This window comes from Paenibacillus sp. FSL L8-0502 (assembly GCF_038593055.1).
In the GTDB taxonomy this organism is placed as follows: Bacteria; Bacillota; Bacilli; order Paenibacillales; family Paenibacillaceae; genus Paenibacillus; species Paenibacillus polymyxa_D.
In genome coordinates, this window is sequence record NZ_CP151958.1 from 4,846,195 (window position 1) to 4,870,973 (window position 24,779).

The following is a 24,779-nucleotide window of genomic DNA, read 5'->3' on the forward strand; positions in this document are numbered from 1 at the left end:
TATCTTAAAATGTAGTGCCATCGGACACAGCTTTAGTCCCAAACATTATATATGAAGGGAAACTTGAAGCCACGCCTTGGCCGTATGGTTGTTATTTTGGAAGATTTAACTGCTCGTTTGTGATATTCTGTGAGTAACTACAACCATTTTACCGCATCCTCAACTTTATCGTTCCATCTGTCAAAACGCAATAGTTAACCCATTTTACCGCTCAATCACAACCTGTGATGGCTCATCTGAATAGATAAGGAGAATTGTTATGTCTGAATTTATTGTGTGCAGTCTAGCAGACAAAAAGTTCGCTTTAAACTTTGTGGAAGTAGAAGAAGTCATGAATGCTAAGAAGGGAACTCCGCTTCCCTTTTCCGAAGCATGGCATGAAGGAATGGTGACTATTCGCGGCAATGTATTTACGATCCTTAATTTACGCAAAAAACTGCTTCTTCCTGCATCCAGCGATTCCTCCGAGGACAAAATGATTTTGCTCAGCCGTGCGAAGATTGCTCTGCTTGTCGATCAGGTGGAGGACACGGCTTCTGCCGAGGACAGTCAGCTACAAAGCAATGAGGAAGAGTGGCAGCGCGAGTTGTTCCCTACCGTGATGGAGCATCAGGGTACCCTCATTCCGGTGATCGATATGGACGCTTTTCTCGCATCCACCAAGACGAACTAAAACGCAAAATACTCCCGAACCTTGAGGCGGCTTGCACTCATCGTTCGGGAGTATTTTCAGTTATTGGAGTCCCTGCCCCTCTTTCATGTGAACCAGCGTGTTCAGCTGCTCCAGCAACGTATTCCCGCCAGTTAGCGAAATCGTGCCAATCTTCTCGCAGATTTTTTCCATGAATTCTAGCTCTTTGAGACGATAGAGAGTGGCGTTCTCGTCCATCAGCTTGGCCGTATTGAGCAGACTACGAGTGGATGCCGTCTCTTCACGTCGTGTGATGAGGTTGGCCTGTGCCTTCTTCTCTGCCAACAGCACCGTATTCAGAATATCCTTGATATCCCCCGGCAAAATAATATCCTTCACCCCTGCTGACGTAAAAGTCACTCCATATTCGTCGCTCTGCTCATTCAGTCGAGTCAAAACATATACCGCAATCTCCTGCTTCATTTTCAGCAAATCATCCAGCTTCATCGTGCCAACGTATTCGCGTAACAACAGTTGAAGCATAATGTACATTTGCTCCTCGTATGCCCGGAATTCTAATGCCCGCAATGGGTCGATGATACGGTACTGACAGACGAAGTTGAGGCGCAGCGTAATTTTGTCCTCTGTCATGATTTCCTGTCCCATCAAGTCCATTTGCTGTTGTCGCATATCTATCGTTTTGATCTCTGTATTCACCGTGGACATCCAGAAATAATATTTACCCGGTTTCAGCTCACCCTGCAACACATTATCGTAATACAAAAATCCTAATTCATAGCTGCCCACCTGAAGCGCCTTCCAGAAGCCCGGTGTCTTGGACAAGAATGCTTGCCCCAATGCCTTATCAATTGCAGGCTGCCGAGTATCTGCACGAACAAAACGATGTTCCTTGAGCACGTTCCAATAAGCATATTTCCCAGCCGTCATCAGCTCCACAAACCGATTATCCTCATAATGCAGCACATATTCATGGTCCTCTACATCAATGACATTCAATTGCTCAAGCAATAGGGGATCTGTCAAAAACAAACGAATATCATGGTCCGGTACAAAAAATGGTTCGGCTACATTCAAAATTTCAACCGCTTCCTGCTGAAATGTCTTCAATAGGTAAGTTCCTGGTTGCAACAATTTGTGGTAGCTTCCTTTTTTGAACAGCAATCCGCGCTCATCGGATTTAATTGTTATCTTCTTAAACATCGTATCACTCCTAGTATTTAGAATCCTCAACTTAAAAGAGTGCTTTTTTCTACGTGTGGCGCTCCGCGATCCATTTGATCTTCCGATCGCTGTTGCCCCTGAATTTTTGGATTTGATGAACCCCTTATAGGGTTAAACTTCAGGGGCAAAAGGCGAACGCTTCGCTTCTTCAGATTCAAATGGACCGCTCCGTAGCTGCCCGCCTTAAAATTAACACACTTTTAAAATGAGGATTTTTTATTTTTATTTGTTGTAGTAGGGTTAGGACCCTTGCAGAGCATCCCTCCGGTGTGAACGGCGGGGTCAAGCTTGAGGAAAAAGAAAGATACCGCCTGTTTTCGTGTTCTAGGGATGGGATTCATCAGCCCAACATCGACTGTGAATCCGTATCTCCGAAGCCTCGGGCCCTGTCGGCGCTTGCTCTCTCCGGTATCCGCTGGCCGCATAGCCATCGCCCCGGTATCTGTCATCAAGACCAGACATGGGATGCTCTTATCCGGGTCTTTTCATTGTTTTTATTCGATCATTCGAATACTCTACCAGAAGTCGCGTGGAAGGCGATTGGGAATCGAACCCTAATTGTTGGTGGATACGCAAGTTTACAGGATACCTGACCCCATCAGGGCAGGCACTGCGGGACCTTTGGAAATCCGCGCCTCGGTAATATCTTCCTGTATCAGCCTTTATCATTATCGCGTAATCTAGAACTCGCGAACATGGCGAAAGTATTACGACCCTATAAAAAACGAAAAAGACACAGGAGAAGCATATGTGCTTCCCTCGTGTCTTTCTCTCTATAGTTAACTAGTCGCGTTCGTATCTTAGGCCTGATCCACTAGGATGTTTTTTCGAAAACGGGATCAGCGCCTGGTGTTGGAAGTTCTGGAACGTCTGTCGTTGTTGAGGCAATCTGCTGGTGTGTATAGCTGAATGGAGGGGTCTCGTATTGCAATCCCGCCTTTTCATAGGTAAACCAATAGCTGACACCCTTCCCGATATCGAGGTCTGTTACCCGCTGCTCCCAGACACCGCCGTTGTTGGTCATCCGGTAATTGAGCTGTTGTCCATCCGTTAAAGTATAATGCACGTCAACATAGGCCGAGGCTTTTTTGGGTGTAAATTGAAGCAATGCTTCACGATCGCTGACAAAACGAGCTCCTGCTTTATAATCCTCCGTTTCTCCGCCACCCTCATTACCGCCAGATGCTGTCTCCGTAGTTACCGATATAGCATGGCTTGCTGCAGATAGGTTACCAGCTGCATCGCGAGCTTTAACGGTAAAGCTGTAAGTGGAAGCTGCATTTAGCCCTGTCATTGAAGCGAAAATACCGCTTATCTCTGCCGCCTGTGCCCCGTCCTTATAAACGATATACCCCGCAACGCCAACATTGTCTGTAGCTGCATCCCACTCCAGAGTGACTGTCGATGCCGTTTTGGTCGTAACTCGTACATTCGCCGGGATGGACGGAGCCTCCGTATCAGGTTGCGGATTGCCACCGCCGCTTCCATTTCCGGTATTAAAGCTGTTCGGCTGCACGGTAATACTGTGCCCATCTGAGAAGGTTACCGTTTTGACCTGGTTTGTAAAATTGTAGGCCACATAAGTTTTTACACCGTTCTTATGAAATACGGCATAAATAGGTGAATTAGCGGTGATGCTGCGGTCGATGTTGCCTACAGCATCCAAATTATAGATCCAGTGGTAGGCATTCGCGTAATTATGTTTTCAAACTCACCCCATAAGACATTCACCCTATAAGTTATTCATCCCATTAACCATTCACCCTAATAAACGTTTAGTATATAAAAAAAGAATCCTCCAGGCCTATTAGCCCTTCAGATCCTCTGTTTTGAATTTATAAGTTTTTGAGCCTTTGAGTTTTTGAGTATTTAGTTTCTTATGCCCTTCCCATGCTCCACAACATTTCGGAAAAAGAGTGACTTTGCGGTGGGCAGCAGCGGAGCGAAGGGGTTGCATCTGGAGAAGCGGAAGCGTTCGCCTTTGCAGTGGGATTCTTACCTTTAAATCTCTCATACAATCCGAAGAATCCCACTGCAACAGCGATCGGAAGATCAACCTCTCCGCGAAGCGCCTCCTCCACCCGAAAACAACTCACTCATTTTCCCCGCTCAAAATACCCTTCTATTTTCCAATCTACACCAACCTGTGTCACGCTCAAATCATGCAATGCCACCGCATCGCTCATCGCAGACACGCCTTCTCCCCCGAGAAATCCCGGGGCTGCACGTCCTCCAACCAGCTTCGGCGCCATATACAGCACCAGCTTGTCTGCCAGCCCTTGCTGCACGAACGAAGCGTTCACTTCGGCTCCGCCTTCCACGAACACCGATGACACCTCCGCTGCCCCCAGAATATCCAACATTTGCGGCAGGTTAACTCGATCGCTGTTTTCATCCTGTGTCGGATATACTTTTACACCCAGCTGTTCCAGCTGGCTTCGCTTGCCTTCATCGTAGGCCCGTCCTGTGAATATCCAGGTCGGAGCCTCCCCATCTGTAATGACACGAGCATCCAATGGAATTCGAAGCTTACTATCCAGAATGATACGAATCGGATTCCGTCCTTCTGGTAGACGAGTCGTAAGCTGAGGATTATCATGAATCACGGTCTGTACACCGACCAGGATTCCTACATGCTCGTGACGAAGACGATGCACATCCTCCCGTGCAGCCTCAGATGTGATCCACTTGCTTTCAGAGGTTCGAGTTGCAATTTTACCGTCCAGCGTTACTGCTGATTTGATCGTAATAAAAGGACGCTTGCTCACGATATATTGATTGAACACTTCATTCATGCGGATGGATTCCTGCTCACATACGCCGACAATGACCTCAATGCCTGCATCTTTCAAAATCTGCACCCCTCTGCCGGAAACCAGCGGGTTCGGGTCCAGCGCTGCAATCACCACTCGACGAATACCAGCCTTCACAATCGCTTCCGCGCACGGGCCTGTCCGGCCGTGATGGGAACACGGCTCCAGCGTTACGTAAATCGTCGCTCCCTGAGCGTGTTCACCCGCCATACGCAACGCATGAATCTCGGCATGTGGCTCGCCGGGCTTCAGATGAGCGCCGATCCCAACGATACGGCCGTTGTTGACAATGACTGATCCGACGAGCGGATTCGGTTCTGTTTGCCCTTTAGCACTTCTGGCATTTTCCAGTGCCAGGCGCATATATTTTTCGTGAGTGGTCATAGAACCTCCCTGAGATCGGAATCCCGCAAATGGCCGGATCGTTCCACTTTTGTATTCAAATACCGTTCATTATATTGCGACACATCGCCCCAGAGCGGCATACGACCCGCCACATTCATACCCGATTTTTTCAAGGCATCCAGTTTTTTGGGATTATTTGTGATCAGGGTTACCGGCTTTTGTCTCAGGTGACGGAGCACACTAATGGCATCCGCATAGTTGCGTGTATCATCTTCAAAACCCAATTGATGATTGGCTTCCACGGTATCCATGCCTTCTTCCTGCAGAATATAAGCCATTGCTTTACTAAACAAACCAATTCCGCGGCCTTCATGGTTAGCCAGATAGAACAATGCACCCGTTCCATGTTCCACGATCATTTTCATGGACTGGTGGAGTTGAAATCCGCAATCACAACGCTTGCTACCAAAAATATCTCCAGTATGGCAAATACTATGCATGCGAACTAATGCATTTTCCGACTGCTCGAGATCGCCGTACACCAAAACGCTTGACTGTTGTCCCTCTGCCAAATCCAGTGTGGACAATCGCTTCACAATCGTCTCAGCGGTGGCATTCAGTAAGTCCTGACGATCTTCCTCATCCCGTACAGGCAACCAGCAGTACCACTGAAAAACAACCGTTTCCCCTTCCAAATTAACTGGCAGCTTGATCGGTCCAACCAAAATCGTCGAAGATTGTTCTCCACGAACGGTTTGAATTTTATCGTTAAGTAGCGTAGCTACATCTTTTTGGTTCATCTCTTTGCACCATCCTTTATATAAGCTCTATATAGAAAATGCCTAATTCTTCAAAGGCTAATCGTTATTGTTAGGGTCATAAATCATTGAACTCTGTGTAAGAAATGTTCATGAAACGTGGATTCCATCGTCAGTTGCCGTTCCTGAAGCTCGGTGACAGCCTGCCGTCGTCCGTCTTCGAACGCCTTTAGGTCTCCGGCGGTATAGCTCTTCTGTCGTAAACGAAGAAGCTCACTGGCTAGCACATCGGCATCCTTCAAAGCTGCGTTCAAGCCAAAAGCTCCGGTAGGTGTCATGGTATGCGCCGCATCTCCAATAAGGACCAGTCCGTTCTGCGTCCAGGTGTCACTACGACTGCTGAAAATATCCAACGGTACGAAGTCCTTCCATGAACGAATATGATCATGCACACTATGCTTCAAATCTGGAAAAGCCTCTGTAAACCGTTGTATAAATGGTTCAAAGGATTGCTTAAACAGGGTTAGAAAGCTACCCTCCTCCACATTCCAGCCAATTTGAATATAGCCCTCAGCCTGCGAGAATAAAGCCAATTGTCCTCCGTTGACCCATGCCAGACGAGTGACGGGCTCCCACCCAGCAGGTGCCGTAATTTTCGCCCATAGCAGATCATAGCCGTGTCGAATGTTCGTCACAGGCATCTGCGCCAGCTTGCGCACAGTCGAATAGCGACCATCTGCCCCTACAATCAACGAACTGTGAATCGTGATCTCATGACCGTTCTTATCGCGGGCGGTCAAGCCCGTGTACCCCTGCTCGCTGTTACCTTCCAACGCAGTCACAGTTGTACCCGCCAGGTAACGGAAGGACTCGTAGGTTGACGCCTGTTTGAGCAAAGCCTCCAAAAATCGAGGCTGTGGAATATGAACCCCCACATTACCATCTACTGATACTGGCTTGACCGTCTTCACTTGCCGCTGATGCCCCCAATATTCGATCCTTGTGGAGGCGAGAACATAGTTCTCATGAATTTGTTCGAGCAGCTTATGCCTTTGGATCACTTCCTGACCCTCATCATTTAAGATTTCACCGCGAAAGGCCTTTCCCGCTATGCTCTGCCGCTCAATCAATATCGTGGATACACCCTGCGCCGCCAGTAGACAGGACAACAAAGTCCCTGCGGGTCCCCCTCCAACTACGCACACTTCACATTCCAGCTTCATCCGACTTCCCCCTACACCCAAACCATAACCTCAACGATTAGTTCGTACCTGTTCATTTAATTACATCATTAATAATATCAAAAATAACATCAAATTAAGTTTAAATTTTAAGTATTCATATCTTAAGCTCCGTCTCAAAGCTAACAAGTTACTTTATGTAACAAAGTATATTTATATCATATCATTTCGTCAAGTAATAAATTTATGTAAAGTAAAATCATTTACTTTTAACAGTGAATCGTTAATAATAAGCATGAGGTGATCACATGAACATTCCGCAGATGTGTCCACGGTTTGAAAAGGCTATGGAACTACTGAGTAAGCGTTGGACGGTATTGATCGTATTTCAACTAACGAATGGTCCGCAACGTTTCGTCGCTATTGAGAATTCAATTCCTAATTTAAGTGGAAAGGTCCTTTCGGACCGTTTGAAAGAGCTGGAGGAAGAAGGAATCATACAACGTATGGTTTATCCTGAGAAGCCCGTACGGATTGAATACTCTCTTACGGATAAAGGACGCGATTTAGCTCCTTTGTTTGACCATATCGGTACTTGGGCTACACGCTGGATTGAGGTTCTACCAGCACTTGAACAGCAATGATTCTTATTGAAGCAGCTTCACGTCTACCGCTATTGTTCCTAGACTAATATGATAAAAACACAGACTGCTAACATGCCAAAGAACGCCTTTGCTCTAAGTACAATTGTACTCATAGTGCAAGGCGTTCTATTTTTCATATGAAGGAACTTTAAACGTTTCCCTCACCGCTGCGTTGCATTTCCTCACGTATGGATTGCACCCGTTTTTTCCCCCAGTCATACATCATCTCCACAATGGGTAAAATCGTCATCCCCAGCTCGGTCATCGAATACTCCACCTTTGGAGGTACCTCGGGATACACTTCCCGGTGCACAATACCGTCCTCCATCAACTCCCGCAACTGATTGGTCAGCACTTTATGCGACAGCTTCGGAAACAGCCTTTGCAGGTCACTGAAACGATGCGCTCCTTCCACACCCAGATGCCATAAAATGACGACCTTCCATTTTCCGCTTAACACTGACAAGGTTAGTTCCTTTTCGCAGTTATAGTCTCCGTTAACGATCTTCTCCCGTATTTCTTCTCTTAGCGTATCAGACATATATAATTAACTCCTTCTAAATCATCATGGTCTTGCACTCTAATAGTAACCTGCAGGTAACCTCCGTACTTGAAAGTGCATTCTTCACAGCCTGACGAAGCCATCCTACAATAGTAGATAACGTTACACATTCAAGGAGGAATAAAGTATGAGTAAAAAAGCTCTTTTTATTATACCCCCAGAGCGCTTTAATGAGGATGAATTGTTTAAACCGAAGGAAGCGCTGGAGCAAGCAGGCGTTACCGTGACCCTAGCTAGTACAAAAACAGGCGAAATCACGGGTGACTACAACGGTAAAGCGACAGCTGATCTTGTTTTTACAAACGCTGTGCTGGCTGATTATGATGTAGTATCTGTGATCGGCGGATCAGGTACGAATGACCATCTGTGGAATAACGCGGATCTCCAAACTCTGCTAAAACAAACTCATGAGCAAAAGACTTTATTGGCTGGCATCTGCGCAGGCTCTGTAGCCGTGGCTCAAACCGGACTACTCTCTGGTAGAACGGCTACATGCTATCCAGTGGATATACAAAAGGATCAGCTTCAAGTGCATCAAGCCGAATATCTCGCTCAGCATGTCGTTGCGCATAGCGACATTATTACAGCCGATGGCCCAGATGGTGCACAGGAATTCGGCGCAGCCCTCGTTCAAGCTCTGCAATAAGCACATTCTCGAAGTTCCAGATGACACTTTAAACAGCACTCCAACAAGCCGCATCACGTCCTTTCTATTGTATGGGACCTGATGTGGCTTTTTTGTGTCATTTTCATGCTTAAGTGATTAATTTAATTGTATGGTCCTGGATTTTCGTGTTAGCTTTAAACAATCGACGTTTAGCATAGGAGGCTTATATGCCGTGTTTATGAAAGGCAAAATACATTTACATCAGGTAACGTCCGAATCGTTGCGACTGGGCGCCTTACTATCATTAGTAGGGGGCTTTTTGGACACATATACCTTTGTTGGAAGAGGCGGTGTTTTCGCCAACGCACAGACAGGCAATATCGTGCTGCTGGCTGTCAAAGTCATTCAGGGGCACTGGATTCAGGCGTTATCCTATATCCCGCCCCTGATCGCCTTTTCACTGGGGGTTTTTGTTGCTGAAGGGATTAAACGAAAATCAACCCACCGTTTAACTCCGGACTGGACCCGCGCAATTCTTTTACTGGAAATTGCGATTTTTTTCATCGTGGGATTGATTCCGCAAGGAGTTCCCAATACGGTAGTGGTGGTGATCGTCTCGTTCGTCGCTTCCGTGCAAATGACTTCCTTCCGCAAGCTCATTGATGTGCCGTACACCTCCACGGTCAGCACCGGTAACCTCCGATCAGCTATCGAGGCTGTGTATGTCGCCGTAACGACCAAGGACACGAACGCTGCCATTCGAGCGATGCGTTATGGTGTCATCCTGGCAGCCTTCTTGGTAGGAGCCTTGCTGGGGGGATTTCTAACTTTGACAATTGGGGATAAAGCCGTTTGGGGCGCTGTTGTTGCACTTATTTTTTCTTTTATTTTATTTACAGAAAAGGAAAAGTGGAAGCTTCCCCTACGCCACTAATCCTTCATTACATCAGCCCTGAACGAACTGGCGCTGGGCCGTTTCAAAGAAATTCAAAAGGTCTTCACGGGACGGGAATGCAGCCTGAGCTGATTGGTTGCTACCGCCCCCCTTACCGTGAAATGCCCCCAGATTCTCTTTCAAAAATGCTCCGCAGCTAACAGACTGGGTGCCGTTATGTGCCAGAAGGATTTTGTTTTCTGCTGTTGTGGCAAATAGAACAAGCAAATCATGCTCAGCTGTCAGCTTGGTAGCCAATTGCTGCATGTCCTGCAGGGATTTTTGTTCGAATACATGAGCAAGAACATGCCCCCGCACAGCAGATAGCAACTCTTTCGCCTGGTACGAAGCATTTTCCTCTTGTAGGAGCTCCACTTGCGCCTTAAGCTGTTTATGCTCCTGCTCCCACTTTTCGAATCGGGTCAAAATATCTTTTCGCCCGGTATTGAACTTCATAGATAACACGTCCAATATCTGAACACTATCGTTAAAATCCTGGAGTGCGCGAGCGCCACATTTGAAATGGATTCTTGCCATCCCCTTCTGCTTCTCCCATTTTAAGCATTTAATGATTCCAATTTCCCCGGTCTGAGCTACATGTGTGCCACCGCAAGCATTATATTCAATGCCCTCGATCTCGACAATCCGAATATTTTCTGTCACTTTGGGCGTTTTCACAAGCGGAATGTCCTTCAATTGCTCACGGGTTACAAAATAACTTTTTATGCTGCGATTACTATAGATTTGCTGATTTACTTCCTGCTCGATTGCCGATAGCTGCGCAGGCGTTATATCCGAACAGTTCACATCAATCGTGTCATATTCTTGTCCCAGATGAAAGCTTTCCGTACGGGCACCCAACAACTCTAGACAAACCGCTGACAGCAAGTGCTGCCCGCTATGCTGCTGCATATGATCAAATCTGCGTTCCCAATCCAATCGGCAGGCTACTTTCCGATCCTCCGGCAAACGCTCTACCTGATGCCAAATATCCCCTTCTTCGAGAACAACATCTAATACACGGACGCCCTGAATTGTTCCTGTATCACAAGGCTGGCCTCCACCATGCGGATAAAAGGCCGTTTCCTCCAGCGTAACCAAATATTTTCCGTCTCTTTCCATGCTCTGTGTAATATGAGTGTCCCACTCCGTAAGATTTGGAGCAGTGTAGTATAATTTTGTCGTCATTCCAGGTTCCTCACTTTTGGGTTTTTGGTCTCGTGCGATATCCACTTATTATCAAGCACTTCATTGTAAATATCAATGTAGGGAAAAGCTTGAACCATGGCACGAACAACCTCCATATGGTGAACAATCGCATGACGATTAACAAAGTTTAGCTTGAAATTCATTTTTGAATAGATTAAGATTAGTCGGCTAACTAATTTATTGATTGGAACATACTGTAAGAAGAAAGGAGAACCTTATGGATTTTGATTTACGGGACTTGCCCACTCGTGAGGCGCTACAAGAATTTTCTATGCGTATCCCCGAGATTGATGTAAGAGCAACAGAAGCTATGCTATTTTTTATGCGGGTATCTTCCAGCGTCTTTAAAGTCAGCTTTGAGGGCTTTGAGAAGTTCGGTATATCTCATGGGAAATTTTCAATATTAATTCTTCTGTACCGCAACATCCATACAGGATTGCTGGCTACAGAGCTTGCGGAGAAAGTAGGGGTTAGCAAGCCTACTGTTACCGGTCTGCTTGACCGCCTGGAACGCGATGGGCTTATTATTCGATCTGTTCATCCTTCCGACCGCCGTATGAGCATTGTTAAACTGACCGAACAAGGAACAGAAATGATGGAAAGACTGCTGCCTATACATTTTACAAGCACTTCCACACTGATGAGCCACCTGTCCACCGATGAAAAGGAATTGCTCCTGACGTTACTGCAAAAAATAGAAAGTGGCATCCCTCAAGCAAAAGAGATATATAAAGCAACAAAACCAGAATAAGTTTTAATTTTGCGTTTTAGTTAGCCGACTAACTTTTAAATTATTAAATAAAAGAATAAATAAAATGTACATATCAGGATATTTATTCGAGTCTATGTTTAACCCATTTTATGAATCTAAGGAGCGTATTACCCATGAATCGCACACAAGCCACCAGCCTCATCATCCCTCTCATTTCTATCGCCTGTCTGATCGGCGGGGGTTTCCTGCTCCAGACCAACGGACAAGATCAAGTCAATGCTTCGCGATCCGTTAAAGGCACAACACTAAATGCGGATAGCATTCATGTATCTTTTGAACAAGTAGGAGGCAAAGTCCTGAACATCCCGGTAACAGAAGAAACGAAGGTGAAAAAAGGAACTGTCCTTATGACTTTGGATTCCACAGATGTGGATCTGCAAATTGAGCAGCTGCGGACACAAATTGCCCAGTTCAATACGCAAATCAGCCAACAACAACAATCCATCAATTTAGGCTATACACGGGCAGCAACTCAGGAAAAACAGGCACAGCTAGATATCGCGCAAGCTCAAGTGACTGAGAGTAAAAGTCAGGCAGCATTGCAGCGGGCACAAGCGGCTGAGCGTCAAGCCACTGCTGCGGAACAACAGGTCAATAACGGGGTTCGGGATGAAGATGTTCAGCAGCAACGAATTGCTGTAGCCTCAGCAACCAAAAACGTTCAGACTGCGCAGACCAACTATAAGCGTAATAAAGCACTCTATGATGCAGGAAGTGCATCCAAAGCAGCGTTGGATGATGCCGAATCCTCTTTGACTTTAGCGACAAATCAGTTGAGTCAGCAAAAAGAGGCTCTACAAAAGCTACTTCATGGTGCCACTTCTGAAGAACGTATGCAGGCCAGTGAACAGACGACACAAGCAGCCGTTTCGGTAAAACAAGCCGAGGAAGAAATTCGCGGTGCCCAATTGTCCGTCGATCGTTCCAAGACCCAGCTGGAAACCATTCAGCAGAGTCGTCAACAGTTGGCAGATCAGAAGCTGGCTATTGACCTTTTAAAGCAACAAAAAGACACACAGGAAGTTCAGCTTAAAACGTTGCTGCTCAAAAAAGAACGCCTGGTGTTAAAAGCACCACAGGATGGCAAGGTGACTTCGATTAGTACCAAAGTCGGCGAAAATGTGGCGCAAGGTGCTCCTGTGATTACCCTGGAAACCAACGATTTATATTACGATCTCTATGTGAATGAAGAACAAGCGGGGAAATTCAAGGCCAATCAAGAAATTAAAACTCATATCTCTGGTCTCAATAAGGACTTGAAAGGTACGGTACGCTATGTAACTGCTGCACCACAATTCGCTAATGTGAAGATGTCCCGTGAAAAAGGAGAAGCAGATACCGCTACATTCCAGATACGTGTATATGTAACAAGAGAAGCAGCTTTGCTACCAGGCATGACAGTTGAGGTGAATACAAATGAAATCTCTTCGTGATGAATGGTCGTATCTGGTTCACTCCAAGTATCCGATTATAGCTATTATCTTCCCATTGATTGCCGTACTGGGGTATTCACTGTTGCTCCCAAGCAGCCAAATTAACGACGCTAACGTGGTAGTGGTGGATCAAGATAACACAGCTTACAGCCGTGAGTTCATTCAGAAAATAGATGCTTCCCCGTATATGAACGTAGCTGAGATTGTTTCGTATACGGACAACCCTGAACAGTATTTTTATCATGAGCAATATTTGGCTGTTATTTCATTGCCGCATGGTTTAGAGGACAATCACAATCGTTCCCTCTCCAGCCGCGTGGGTCTCATTCTCGATAATACCAATGTACAATCTATTACTTCGATTCGTACAGCTATGCAGGAAATTAGCGTTTCCGAGAATATGGAACTGTCTGTTCCAGCTATGTTGAAAACCGGGATGAACGCAGAACAGGCTCAAGGGGCCCTCAATGGTATCGCCTTGGAAGTGCGTTCCATGTTTAATCCAACGAATGACTATCAGAATACGACGATACTTGCATTCACTTGTATGTTCTCTTTTATGATACTGAATATAAATAGCTTACCTCTGGTCGCCAGACTCCGGGTTTCCAAGAGGCTGGCTGCTGAGCTGCAAAATCCGTTCAACATCCTGCTGCGTATGCTTCCTTATACGCTGTTTTCGACGGCTGGCTTAATCTTCTCTCTAGGGATGCTTAAAGTGTTTGGGGGAGGCCGTTTCGAGGCCAATCCAATTCTCTTTATAATTCCAGTTGTCCTGTATGTATTCGGTACCGTTTGTATCAATGTCCTGGTTGCATGGGGCGCTGCACATCCGGGAATAGCCATTGGCAGAATGGTGATGATACTCATGCCTGCTTTTGTTCTATCAGGGGCTGTTCTTTCCAGATCACTGTTTCCACCTTTAGCGATTCAAATCGGTGATTTCTTCCCCTTTGTATGGATGTATAAATTCCTGCGCACTATGGGTCTGCGTGGTGCACCTTTGCAGGAGATGCTTCCCGAACTCGGTTCTCTGTTACTATATGTGGGTGTACTCTCCTTGCTGGTGATCGCCAGAGCCCTATGGGAGAAACAGAAGCTGGCCAAGCAGACTGCGGGCACTGCTTCTGAAAAGGGATTACCACATCCCGTTGTTCCAGCAAGCACAACTGGCGGCGGGTTATCTATGCAAGGGGCACCGTCAGCACCTACGCACGAGCCTGTAAAAGGATAGAGTCTCGTCTGTAAAATAAAAAAGGGTTAAGTGCCGTCTAACGAGCCTTAACCCTTTTTCAATAATCAGGATTTTGCAAAATCCTCAATAATATTAAATTCTCATTGTTATCAGAATAGAATTCACTTATATGCCCGACCTAATTGATAAGCGTGCTCCAGTAATCCTTCAATGTATTCTTTCGATTCGGACAAAGTATCATAGAAGAACTCCACCTTGGACTCTCTTACTCTTGCGTAACCAGCAATGGCTTTATTCAAATAATTAGTAACCAAATCGTGATATTCATACTTGATCAGATGTTCTTTCGTCCCTCCCGCCAAGCACATCCACAAAACCTGCTTTGACGTGAACTCCTGAAGTAAACCTATGTTCCACACTTTATCCAGGTACCCTTTTAGCATGGACGGGACACTATACCACCATAATGGAAACACAAAGACCAGAGCATCCGCAGCCACTATTCTATCCATCTCTTTCCGTGTTTCAGGAGCATATTGTTTATGGGTCGTATTCCAATCCAGCTCATCTGCAGCGCTGTACACCGGATTGTATCCATCCCGATCCAAGTCCAAAATATCTACCTCGTGCTTATTCTCTTTCAATCCCTCTACAAAACGATTCATGACCGCAAGGGTTAGTGAATCTTCTCTAGGATGCGTGACGACCAATAAAACTTTCATGTATCCGTAACCTTCTTTCTCCTCATAATTGGTGAACCCTGTCTACAGATGCTATTATGGATGTTATACATTAAAGTGTGAAGTACGCACTTCAATGTACTGTAGGTACTTTAAGGTTCCTTAGTGCTTTTTGTACTACAGATCGGAGAGGGGGAAAAGTCTATGGAAGACAAAGCCAAAACCTATATGCTCGGGATCGAGGCAACTTTGGAGGTCATCAGTGGAAAGTGGAAAGGCATTATCCTACACCATTTAACCAGCGGCAGAAAACGTACATACGAACTTCGTCAACTCATTCCGAAAATCACCCAAAAAGTGCTCACCCAACAGCTTAGAGAGCTTGAAAAGGATGGAATCATCCACCGCATCATTTATAACCAAGTTCCCCCCAAAGTGGAATATGAGCTTAGTGAATATGGATGGGATTTTAAAGATCTGCTTGATCGTTTTTGCTTATGGGGAGAAGATCATTTGGATAGGATCTATGGAGATAAAACAAAGGTGTTGGAAGAGTATTCTGTGAAGGAGAAAAACGCCAAACAAGCACCACCCCTTTAAGGAGGCGTGCTTGCTGTAATACTATACCTAAGCTGTGTACCTTGTTTATTCACCAGTCTCCGAAAATTTCCGAATACGAGCCCCTACTTCATCCCGTACACGCTGGAATACGCTCCATTTCTCTTCTTCTGTTCCTTGTGCTTTAGCCGGATCATCAAATCCCCAATGTTCACGACGAACGTGCGGAGGTGTGATAGGACATTTATCAGCAGCATCTCCGCACAAGGTCACAACCAAATCCGCGCTGTTCAGCAAAGCAGGATCTATAATATCTGAAGTTTGACCGGAAATATCCAACCCTACTTCATTCATCGCTTGCACCGCTTTAGGGTTAAGGCCGTGTGCTTCAATACCCGCACTGTATACATTCCAACGGTCTCCCAAGTATTTTTTGGCCCAGCCTTCTGCCATTTGACTGCGGCAAGAGTTACCAGTGCATAAAAAGTAAATTGTCTTTTTTTCCATCATTACCGTCTCCTTCAATGTTCCATTATGAAATGATTAACCATAGATATAAGCCCAGTAGGGTCATAAAAAGTGTAGGAATGGTTAAGACAATGCCTGTCTTAAAATAAGTCCCCCAAGAAATTTTTACGTTTTTCGAACGGAGCACATGCAGCCACAACAACGTGGCTAATGAACCGATCGGAGTTATTTTCGGTCCCAGATCAGAACCAATGACGTTAGCATAAATCAACGCCTCTTTGACCATACCGGTTGCATGGGTAGCATCAATGGCAAGCGCATTAATCATGACCGTAGGCATGTTATTCATGACCGACGAGATAATCGCCGCAATAAAACCCATGCCCATGGTGGCCACAAACATACCTTGATCGGCAGCCGCCTGAATCACATGAGACAGAAGATCTGTCAAACCCGCATTACGTAGACCGTACACCACAACATACATCCCAATGGAGAAAAATACGATAGCCCATGGAGCACCCTTGATGACTTCTTTCATCGGCACTGCAGGGCTTCTACGCGCCATCAATAAGAAAAAGATAGCAATAATACCAGCCACCACCGAAACGGGAATGTTAAAAAATTCGCATGCAAAGTAGCCAACGAACAAAACCGCGAGAACGATCCAAGACATACGGAACATTTTTGGATCTTTAATCGCTTCCGCAGGCGTGATTAATTGTGCCGTATCAAACGTTTTCGGAATTCTTTTACGGAAAAAAAGATACAGTACTCCTATACTGGCTGCTAAAGAAAATAAATTAGGTACAATCATGCGACTCGCATATTCCATAAAGGTGATCCCAAAGAAATCGGCTGACACAATGTTGACCAAGTTGCTGACCACAAGCGGAAGCGACGTCGTGTCTGAAATAAAACCGCTCGCTATAATAAAAGGAAAAATCATTTTCTCATCCAATTTAAGTGCCCGAACCATCGCCAGTACAATCGGTGTCAGTATTAAGGCCGCACCGTCATTCGCAAAAAAAGCAGCAACAACGGCGCCAAGAATGGTCACATAAACAAACATCCGGGTTCCGCTTCCTCGCGCAGCTCGTGCCATGTGAAGCGCCGCCCATTCAAAGAAGCCGATTTTATCAAGCACCAACGAAATCAGAATAATGGCTACAAAAGCCAGTGTCGCATTCCAGACAATATGAGTAACTTCCCAAACATCATGCAAATCGACGACACCCACCAGCAAGGCGAGTATGGCACCGCCACAGGCAGACCATCCGATGGACAGATTTTTAGGCTGCCAGATCACCAATACTAAAGTGGCTAAAAATATAATGCATGCCAACAAAATCAATGTTCTAAACCTCCAATATATTACCTTATAAACATATACTTATATAATAGCACCGTTATCCCTCAAGGAGATACACGGAACAGTCTTTAGGATGAACAAGCTGAGGAATCCGGTTCACAAAATGTGATCGGCTCCTCTTTATTCAGCCATTTTAAAATTTGCTTGGAGTCTGGCATACGCTCAAGAACAGCTTGAATATGCGGCTTATCGTCTACATTTAGGGAATAGTATACCCACTGACTTCGTCGTTCTTCTTTTACAATCCCTTGCGACTTTAGTTTTCTCAAATGTTGGCTAATTGCTGGCTGCGACATATCAAAGATATCTACAAATTCGCAAACACACCATTCTCTTTCTCTTAGCAGGGAAAGCATGGCCAACCGGGTTTTATCCCCCAGTAGCTTTAAATGATCGGCTACATAACCAAGTTGCTCCAATGTGTGACCTCCTTCCGCTTATATAACTACATGCTTATATGCTAATATATATCGATTTTAATATCAAGAACGAATAATACTTGCAATTTGCAAATTAATAACGTATAAATAAGGCATGAGGTGAAACATAAATGGAAAATACACGAGAATTATTCCAAAACATGACCCGTCGGTTAGGTTTACTGAACAAAAACTGTTGTACCGTGGGTGGGCATGATATTTCTCCGGTTCAAAGTCATATTCTTTATGAAATTGACCGTCAGCATAAACCTTCCATGCAGCAAATTGCTGAAACCCTTGGAACAGATATCACTACGTTTAGCAGACAGGTTCTGAGCTTGACCAAGATGAATCTGGTTGAGAAAACGCCGGACCCTAGCGATCGTAGAGTCTATACCCTGTCTCTTACCGTGGAAGGTAAATATGTAGCGACTACTATTGACGCACAAATGAACGAGTACTTGAACGAGGTCTTTTCGTTTTTATCTGATTTTGAAAAAGAAACCGTGATACGATCTGTGAAACTCTTTAACGCTGCCATGGCCCAATCCAGTAAATGTTGTTTTCCGGTAAGAGGATAATACTCCCCTTGAGTATTTGCAAATTACAATTTTATTAATCTACTAAACCTCTATCTGCTGTACGCCTTCCTGCTGACTAAAACGTAGAGAGTCGTTCAAGTTTCGTTCTACCTATCCGACCTAAAGGAGTAGTGAATATGAATAAACTTACTAATGATGAAATCCGCCAAAATGTACGGAACCATTACCAACAGATTGCTGTTAAGGAAGTCAATCCCCCCGCAGTAGGCAACTGCTGTGGATCTCCGTCAGATGCGGATAGCCTCTCATCCCAAATGGGTTATTCCACCCAGGAAATAACAGCTGTGCCTCAAGGAGCAAATCTCGGACTTGGCTGTGGTAACCCGCAGGCCATTGCAGAATTGAAAGCCGGAGAAGTCGTCCTAGATCTGGGCAGCGGCGGCGGATTTGACTGTTTTTTGGCTTCCCGCCAAGTAGGGGACACTGGCAAAGTGATCGGAGTTGATATGACGCCAGATATGGTCAGCCGCGCCCGGAGTAATGCCCTCAAAGGAAAATTTACAAACACTGACTTTCGTCTAGGAGAAATCGAACACCTTCCGGTAGCGGATCGCACAGTGGATGTGATCATCTCCAACTGCGTGATTAACCTTTCACCAGATAAACAGCAGGTCTTTCACGAAGCCTTTCGTGTTCTGCAATCCGGCGGCAGATTGGCGATCTCTGATATCATTACGACTACAGAACTCCCTCCTGAAATAAAAAACGATCTGGATGAGCTGTATTCCGGCTGTATATCCGGGGCCTCTTCGTTGGAAGAAGTAGAATCTATGCTGCAGCAAAGTGGATTTACGAGCATTAGTATCGAACCTAAAGATGAATCCAAATCATTTATCAAGGATTGGATGCCTGGTGCAAACGTGGATGATTACATTGTTTCCGCCGTTATAAAAGCCACCAAAGCTTAAAAATCAATGTGCTAAGGGGAACATTGCTATATTGGCGATCCCCCTCAGCCGTTCACCAATTGCAGAATCCAGTCTTTTATATCAACGATTCGCAGTGTTTTGGGGCGTGTATTCGTTCCGGAAATAATTAATGGGACAAGGGAATCCTTTTCATGCAGCGATCCATGAGCACCTCCACCGATGTGGGTGGGAGAACTTTCACCGACGAGTTCATATCCGGGTTGGACCGTGACGACAACATATCTTCCTTCATGTGAATTCATTGCCCCGTGTAACCTCGCCAAAACGTCTGGATATTTTCCATACTTGATCCGGTTGTTATTCACCTTAATATCCACAAGGTCCTCTTCGCCCGACAAGGTCCACGATTGTCCATATTCATCAATGAATTTTCCACCGGGATGATAAGAAAATAGCTTACCCGTTTTCCCCTTTGTAACATGAATATTGTTTTTACCATCTTTCATAGCGATAATGTCGAGCTTGTCCTCATTTTGTAAAAACTTCACCACGTCAGACAACTCCACGTTATCGTTAATCGCATAGATATACGCCATTCGTTCATTAGCGGCAATCACGATTTGGTCTTCAGTTCTTACGGGTTGATTTAATTTTGCAATGCGGTAATGATTCAAAAGAGGCCTTATATCAACCGTTGCTGCCTGTCGATCATCATAAACCGCACTTTGTCCACTGTCACCCATGACAATCCATATCGCATTGTTTACAGCCTGTTCCCAAGAACCATATGCGTTCAACACAGTTTGCAGTGCTTGATCTGCTTTTTCGATTCCCTTCAGTTGAGTCGGGCCCTTTCTATGCGCCAAATTATCATTCTCAGGAAAGTATGTGATGGTTACGTCTGGAAGTTTCTTCTGGCTGATTAGAAAAGCGGCATCTTTTGCGGAAAATTCATCGTTCATCCCAAATTTATTTCCACAAAGGAGTATTCCAGTTATTTTTCGGATTCAATTGTGCCAGAGCTGCATAAGATAACCATTTAGGCCCTGTTACTATCATTTTTTCTGGCACCCTGTTGCTATTCGCTATGAAGTCAGGCACTTTTAAGGCATGTTTCGTTTTCCCTCTAAAGACAATAGCATTGATGGACGCGGATTCTTTTCCTTTGTCAGCCAATTCCTCATGTATGGTTTTCGTTTTTTTGTTCAAATGGACTTGGTTTAATTGGTAAATTGCGTCTAAGAATACTTGTAGTTGGTCTATCTTTAAGGCTTCTTTGGCACCATTGCCGTAGAGAATCATGCGTTTCTTTTGGTTGCTGTACCAAACGAGTCCGGGCACATGATGTTGGTCTGCATACGTTCCCGTTAATAATGTGCTGTCGATTGTCACAGACATCGTGGGAAATGAACTCACGACATGCGGAAAATATTGCCCTTGATGAAGGAGATATTGCATTGCGGGTGCACGGCCTTCTTGAATTGCATCTTGCAAAGGCTTATCCATTAAAGAATCAATCAAGATCACAATGACAGGTTTTTTGCCCATTTGATTTACTGTGATAGGTGGCTTCACACTTTGTTGTTTTAGCTGTTGACTGGAGTCCGCTCTACACCCCAAGACCAACAACAATAAACCTAGCACTAGTGCTATGGTAACTTTATTTTTCATGCCCATGTATGTGTCCCTTTCTTAGAAAAACTTGATCCTCTTATTTTTTTCTTGTACTAAAAAAATTATTCCTGCATTGGATCATCGGGAAAAAGAGTATCTCATGCAAATAAAGTTATACCTCCCTGAATGGTTTTGATCTAATAGGTCAAATTTAAGAACATAACCATTCAGGGAGGTACCTAACGATGACTACTACAAACATAAGCGAATACTCCATGCATTATATGGATTCCGGAGAGGGAATCGCCATCCTATTCATTCACCCTCCGGTACTCACAAGCTTAAATTTCACATACCAAATCCAAGGGCTATCGCCCCATTTTCGAACTATAGCTTTTGACATCAGAGGACACGGTAAAAGTCAGCCTTCCGAACAGACGGTTACTTATCCTCTCATTGTCAAGGATATTAAACATTTGATGGACCGGATGAGCCTTGATAAAGTATTTCTGTGTGGATATTCTACCGGAGGCTCGATAGTACTTGAATTCCTCTTGACTTATCCAGATCGGGCATGGGGAGGCATTGTTATCAGTGGAATGTCAGAAGTAAACGAAGGGCGACTAAGAAACAAAATTTCTTTGGGCATTGCTCTTTCCAAAATCGGCGCAGTCGGTACACTTGCCCTTTCTATTGCTTGGTCACAAACGAAACAGCTATCTTTGTTCCGTAAGTTATTCAGCGATGCGAAGCAGGGAAATCCCAGGAATGTCGAGCAATATTATCGATACAGCTTGAAGTACAACTGCACCTCACGACTCGGGGAAATCCAGCTTCCCGTCCTGCTTGTTTACGGTGCAGAAGATAAGCACTTTCATCCCTATGCCAAAATATTGCATCAACAATTACGAAATAGTGAGCTGGTTTTCCTTAAGAAAGCTGATCATCGCCTTCCTACGAAGGCCGCCGGATCATTGAATGAACTGATCAAGCAGTTTGTAAACCGCTTTAGCCTTTAAGGCACATCCTACGGGGAAAATCGTATACACATCTACACCCCCATCCTGATACTGTATCTTTGCCTGTATATGACCTACTCAAATAAGTGAAAAAAATTATATAATATTTTACACCATGTAAATATACAAATTATGCTAAGTTCATATATAGTTTAGATGGGATAGGTATGTATTATTCTGCTTCTAAATCTGAAGGGGTGTAAAAATGAAATGCTAAAGCGTATTCAAAATCTTTTTGTTATACCTAACTACCCATTGTTCATGATCTGCATGTTATTGCAAGGCATGGCTATATCCATCAGCGCACCTTTTTTAGCTGTATATTTTACAAGTACACTTGGCGTATCTGTAGGAACCTTTGGTGTGTTTACAGCGGTGAGTTTGATTTGTGGCATATGGATAAGCTCTCTGATTGCCAAACGTTCTGATACCGGATTAGATCGCAAACAAATTTTGGTGATTTGTACGTTATTTAATGCCGTAGCCTTTGCAGGATATCTTGTAATCCAAAATTTTTATGTGCTTTTTGTTTATATGACGATCTTTACGGCCATTGGTGCTCCTGGGATGCCGCAGTTATTTGCCAGTGCACGTGAAGCAGTAAATCGCAGTAAATCTGCGGATCACGCCTTTGCTAATTCAACGCTTCGGTCTATGTTTTCTCTTGGCTTTATTACCGGGCCGCTTTTTGGTTCCTTTTTGATTGCACATACGGGCTTTAAGGGTATCTTTATGGGAACGACCTCTATTTTTGTTCTCATTGCTGTGCTTCTATTCTTTTTTATCAAGCAGCCTCCCGCTCAACTTAAACATAACAATCAACTTTCACTTCATCACATTACATTACATAAAAATATTGAGATTCTGATTCCCTTTTCCGTTCTTACTCTGCTCTATACGTCTCACTGGATGAATAATTTGAATATTTCCTTGTTCATCATTCACAATTTACAAGGCGACACGAGTGACGTTGCTCTAGTATCCAGTATTTGCGCAATTGTAGAAATACCCTTGATGCTCATGTTAGGCGTACTAGCAGCTAAATACTCCAACCGTTTGCTTATATTTTTAGGGGCATTAACAGGAGTTGTCTATTATCTCCTTGTCCTTATGTCTACGGAGATGTGGCAGCTATTCGTGGGGCAGCTTCTTCTAGCCTTCTTTGTTGCAGTGATTTCTGCCATTGGCATTAGTTACATGCAGGATTTGTTGCCCTCTCTTCCAGGGTACGCATCGACGCTATATTCCAATGCGACAACCATCGGAAGACTGGTGGGGAGCTTGATGGGCGGATTAACCGCTCAATGGATTGGTTACCGAAATACCTATTGGGTATGTTTGGCCCTAATCATCTGCTCCCTTGGTCTTCTGGCGATTTCAAAGAAACTAGAGTTTGAAAAATCTGCTACTTTAAAAGAAAGGAATCACAGTATATAGACTGCCGCTTATTTTTCTATGGTGGAGAAATGGCTCATGATTGTATCTGCCGCATGACTGTACCCACCAGCCTGGCGTAATGATTCGCCAATCACATGAGCCTGTTCTTTATAGGTTGGATGACTCAATACCTCTAATAAGGCAGCTCTCAAACTAGCGGGTGTAAGCTCATTTTTATCCACAACAACACCTGCTCCCAGTTCCTGCACCCGACTAGCTACGATGGGCTGATCCGATGTTAAAGGAATCATGACCTGCGGCACATTGTAATACAGAGCTTCACTTGTACTGTTCATCCCCGCATGTGTAACAAAAGCGTCCACATGCTGAAGCATTTCCAATTGCGGAATATAAGGCTTGATTATAAAATTGTCAGGGATACACGAGGCCAATGGCTCCATGTCTGTATAATTGCCTGAAGACAGCACAAACTGCACAGGCAAATCGCGAAATGCTGCAAAACAAAGCTTATAAAATTCCAAGTCTTTATTCAAAATAGTACCCATTGAAATGTACACCGCCTGTGGATGCAGAACACGAAGTTGTTCGAACGGGAAGGAAGGAGCATCTTTACGCGGTACAATAGAAGGACCTGTAAAAATAAAACTGTGATCCAGTTTCTCGGCTTGCGGTTGAAAATAGCGGCTTGTATAAACGATTCTTAAGCGTCCACCATGAGGAGCAATCTCTTCTATAGCCGGAGCGTCAACCTGAAGCTCATTAGCCAGTTGATGCGTTATTTGCATCGTAGCCGTGTATAACTTTTTTACCTCCGGATCATTGTCATTCATGCCTTGCCCCGATCCCAATGGCTCTACGAAAGCAAAAGAAGCGATAGAGCACACAGCAGGGATTCCTAGCTTCTCAGCAATAATCGTGCCTCCCCAACCCATCAAAGAATCATAGATTAAATAATCATAAGTTCTGTTTTCAATAACTCTCAAAACCTCTGGAATAATCGGAAGAATCATACCTTTTACCATCATGTATACAAATTGATAATGATGTTTGTATTCTGCTGGCTTTAAATCAGAGTCTTTGGAAAAAGCATCATCCACAAAAGGGTAGGTGATCATCTGTGCTCCTGTCTGTTGAATTCTCGTACGATATTCTTCCGTACACACATAGTCAACATCCTCCCCATTGTCTACCAACCTTTTCACTAATCCTAGTGTCGGATTAACATGGCCTTCAGCAGGCGTGATCACTACTAACACACGTGCCATACGTTACACCTCCAAAATCAAAAATAAATTACAATTTGAAATAAATGCACTTTTAACATAGCAAACATTTACCATATAAACAAGTATTTTCAATACCTAAAAATTAAATATGTATCCTCCACTCAAACGATAGAAATAAGCGAGGCTGAACGCTAGAAGCGCTTGCCCCGCTTAACCACTGAACATCAA

At 44.5% G+C, this 24,779-nt stretch carries 24 protein-coding genes and 1 pseudogene; 12 read left to right on the forward strand and 13 right to left on the reverse strand.

Annotated elements, in window-relative coordinates:
* The first annotated feature begins 259 nt into the window (after positions 1-259).
* On the forward strand, positions 260-673 hold the full coding sequence (locus NSQ57_RS21305) for a chemotaxis protein CheW (RefSeq protein WP_029519325.1): 414 nt from the start codon (positions 260-262) through the stop codon (positions 671-673).
* Positions 674-733: 60 nt separating this feature from the next.
* Here the strand turns inward: NSQ57_RS21305 and NSQ57_RS21310 are convergent, their stop codons facing one another.
* The 5 genes from NSQ57_RS21310 to NSQ57_RS21330 all read right to left on the reverse strand — a co-directional run bounded on the left by NSQ57_RS21310 (position 734) and on the right by NSQ57_RS21330 (position 7,012).
* A complete protein-coding gene (locus NSQ57_RS21310) occupies positions 734-1,852 on the reverse strand; it encodes a slipin family protein (RefSeq protein ID WP_342425267.1) in 1,119 nt (372 codons plus the stop codon).
* 835 nt (positions 1,853-2,687) lie between these two features.
* Positions 2,688-3,539, reverse strand: coding sequence for a fibronectin type III domain-containing protein (locus NSQ57_RS21315; RefSeq protein WP_342425268.1), 852 nt, complete (start codon positions 3,537-3,539; stop codon positions 2,688-2,690).
* A 430-nt stretch (positions 3,540-3,969) separates the two neighbouring features.
* A complete protein-coding gene (gene ribD / locus NSQ57_RS21320) occupies positions 3,970-5,070 on the reverse strand; it encodes a bifunctional diaminohydroxyphosphoribosylaminopyrimidine deaminase/5-amino-6-(5-phosphoribosylamino)uracil reductase RibD (protein WP_029519328.1) in 1,101 nt (366 codons plus the stop codon).
* Positions 5,067-5,831: a GTP cyclohydrolase II gene (locus NSQ57_RS21325; protein ID WP_029519329.1), complete on the reverse strand. Its 765-nt coding sequence runs from the start codon at positions 5,829-5,831 to the stop codon at positions 5,067-5,069. Before NSQ57_RS21325 ends, ribD begins: the two co-directional genes overlap by 4 nt.
* An 83-nt stretch (positions 5,832-5,914) precedes the next feature.
* Complete coding sequence (locus NSQ57_RS21330; protein WP_029519330.1) at positions 5,915-7,012, reverse strand: FAD-dependent monooxygenase; 1,098 nt, start codon at positions 7,010-7,012, stop codon at positions 5,915-5,917.
* Between the two features lie 266 nt (positions 7,013-7,278).
* On the opposite strand from NSQ57_RS21330, the gene NSQ57_RS21335 reads away from it, so the two are divergent.
* Complete coding sequence (locus NSQ57_RS21335) at positions 7,279-7,614, forward strand: helix-turn-helix domain-containing protein (RefSeq protein ID WP_013312049.1); 336 nt, start codon at positions 7,279-7,281, stop codon at positions 7,612-7,614.
* A 148-nt stretch (positions 7,615-7,762) separates the two neighbouring features.
* Here NSQ57_RS21335 and NSQ57_RS21340 read toward each other — a convergent pair whose 3' ends face one another.
* On the reverse strand, positions 7,763-8,155 hold the full coding sequence (locus tag NSQ57_RS21340) for a helix-turn-helix domain-containing protein (protein ID WP_013312050.1): 393 nt from the start codon (positions 8,153-8,155) through the stop codon (positions 7,763-7,765).
* Between the two features lie 148 nt (positions 8,156-8,303).
* On the opposite strand from NSQ57_RS21340, the gene NSQ57_RS21345 reads away from it, so the two are divergent.
* A complete protein-coding gene (locus NSQ57_RS21345) occupies positions 8,304-8,822 on the forward strand; it encodes a DJ-1/PfpI family protein (RefSeq protein WP_069011589.1) in 519 nt (172 codons plus the stop codon).
* Positions 8,823-9,015: 193 nt separating this feature from the next.
* Positions 9,016-9,717 (forward strand): YoaK family protein, encoded by a 702-nt coding sequence (locus tag NSQ57_RS21350; RefSeq protein ID WP_029519333.1) that lies wholly within the window; start codon positions 9,016-9,018, stop codon positions 9,715-9,717.
* A 12-nt stretch (positions 9,718-9,729) separates the two neighbouring features.
* Here NSQ57_RS21350 and NSQ57_RS21355 read toward each other — a convergent pair whose 3' ends face one another.
* On the reverse strand, positions 9,730-10,905 hold the full coding sequence (locus NSQ57_RS21355) for a DHHA1 domain-containing protein (RefSeq protein ID WP_069011590.1): 1,176 nt from the start codon (positions 10,903-10,905) through the stop codon (positions 9,730-9,732).
* Between the two features lie 238 nt (positions 10,906-11,143).
* Here NSQ57_RS21355 and NSQ57_RS21360 point away from each other — a divergent pair, with 238 nt between their 5' ends.
* The 3 genes from NSQ57_RS21360 (at position 11,144) to NSQ57_RS21370 (ending at position 14,365) form a co-directional block, all read left to right on the forward strand.
* A complete protein-coding gene (locus NSQ57_RS21360; protein ID WP_069011591.1) occupies positions 11,144-11,677 on the forward strand; it encodes a MarR family transcriptional regulator in 534 nt (177 codons plus the stop codon).
* Positions 11,678-11,811: 134 nt separating this feature from the next.
* Complete coding sequence (locus NSQ57_RS21365) at positions 11,812-13,131, forward strand: HlyD family secretion protein (RefSeq protein WP_029519336.1); 1,320 nt, start codon at positions 11,812-11,814, stop codon at positions 13,129-13,131.
* Complete coding sequence (locus NSQ57_RS21370; RefSeq protein ID WP_342425269.1) at positions 13,115-14,365, forward strand: ABC transporter permease; 1,251 nt, start codon at positions 13,115-13,117, stop codon at positions 14,363-14,365. The genes NSQ57_RS21365 and NSQ57_RS21370 overlap by 17 nt, the downstream gene beginning before the upstream one ends.
* Positions 14,366-14,487: 122 nt before the next feature.
* Here NSQ57_RS21370 and NSQ57_RS21375 read toward each other — a convergent pair whose 3' ends face one another.
* Positions 14,488-15,048, reverse strand: a complete 561-nt coding sequence (locus tag NSQ57_RS21375) for an NAD(P)H oxidoreductase (protein WP_029519338.1) — start codon at positions 15,046-15,048, stop codon at positions 14,488-14,490.
* A gap of 162 nt (positions 15,049-15,210) precedes the next feature.
* Here NSQ57_RS21375 and NSQ57_RS21380 point away from each other — a divergent pair, with 162 nt between their 5' ends.
* Positions 15,211-15,606, forward strand: a complete 396-nt coding sequence (locus NSQ57_RS21380; RefSeq protein ID WP_013373192.1) for a helix-turn-helix domain-containing protein — start codon at positions 15,211-15,213, stop codon at positions 15,604-15,606.
* Positions 15,607-15,651: 45 nt separating this feature from the next.
* Here the strand turns inward: NSQ57_RS21380 and arsC are convergent, their stop codons facing one another.
* From arsC to NSQ57_RS21395, 3 genes are all read right to left on the reverse strand, one after another.
* Positions 15,652-16,071, reverse strand: coding sequence for an arsenate reductase (thioredoxin) (gene arsC / locus NSQ57_RS21385; protein WP_029519339.1), 420 nt, complete (start codon positions 16,069-16,071; stop codon positions 15,652-15,654).
* Between the two features lie 25 nt (positions 16,072-16,096).
* A complete protein-coding gene (locus NSQ57_RS21390; RefSeq protein WP_342425270.1) occupies positions 16,097-17,386 on the reverse strand; it encodes an arsenic transporter in 1,290 nt (429 codons plus the stop codon).
* 86 nt (positions 17,387-17,472) lie between these two features.
* Positions 17,473-17,823: a metalloregulator ArsR/SmtB family transcription factor gene (locus tag NSQ57_RS21395; protein ID WP_318628112.1), complete on the reverse strand. Its 351-nt coding sequence runs from the start codon at positions 17,821-17,823 to the stop codon at positions 17,473-17,475.
* 131 nt (positions 17,824-17,954) lie between these two features.
* Here NSQ57_RS21395 and NSQ57_RS21400 point away from each other — a divergent pair, with 131 nt between their 5' ends.
* Positions 17,955-18,404, forward strand: coding sequence for a MarR family winged helix-turn-helix transcriptional regulator (locus NSQ57_RS21400; protein WP_340933236.1), 450 nt, complete (start codon positions 17,955-17,957; stop codon positions 18,402-18,404).
* Positions 18,405-18,541: 137 nt separating this feature from the next.
* Positions 18,542-19,333 carry an arsenite methyltransferase gene (locus NSQ57_RS21405; RefSeq protein ID WP_340933238.1) on the forward strand — a complete coding sequence of 264 codons (792 nt, stop codon included), beginning with the start codon at positions 18,542-18,544 and terminating at the stop codon, positions 19,331-19,333.
* A gap of 44 nt (positions 19,334-19,377) precedes the next feature.
* Here the strand turns inward: NSQ57_RS21405 and NSQ57_RS21410 are convergent.
* Positions 19,378-20,971: pseudogene (locus tag NSQ57_RS21410) on the reverse strand (alkaline phosphatase family protein).
* A 182-nt stretch (positions 20,972-21,153) separates the two neighbouring features.
* Here NSQ57_RS21410 and NSQ57_RS21415 point away from each other — a divergent pair.
* The gene (locus NSQ57_RS21415; RefSeq protein ID WP_342425271.1) at positions 21,154-21,927 is read left to right on the forward strand and encodes an alpha/beta hydrolase; all 774 of its coding nucleotides are present in this window, start codon (positions 21,154-21,156) and stop codon (positions 21,925-21,927) included.
* A 210-nt stretch (positions 21,928-22,137) separates the two neighbouring features.
* Positions 22,138-23,364, forward strand: coding sequence for a sugar efflux transporter (locus NSQ57_RS21420; protein ID WP_340933243.1), 1,227 nt, complete (start codon positions 22,138-22,140; stop codon positions 23,362-23,364).
* A gap of 8 nt (positions 23,365-23,372) precedes the next feature.
* Here NSQ57_RS21420 and NSQ57_RS21425 read toward each other — a convergent pair whose 3' ends face one another.
* Positions 23,373-24,590, reverse strand: coding sequence for a macrolide family glycosyltransferase (locus NSQ57_RS21425; RefSeq protein WP_342425272.1), 1,218 nt, complete (start codon positions 24,588-24,590; stop codon positions 23,373-23,375).
* Between the last annotated feature and the right edge of the window lie 189 nt (positions 24,591-24,779).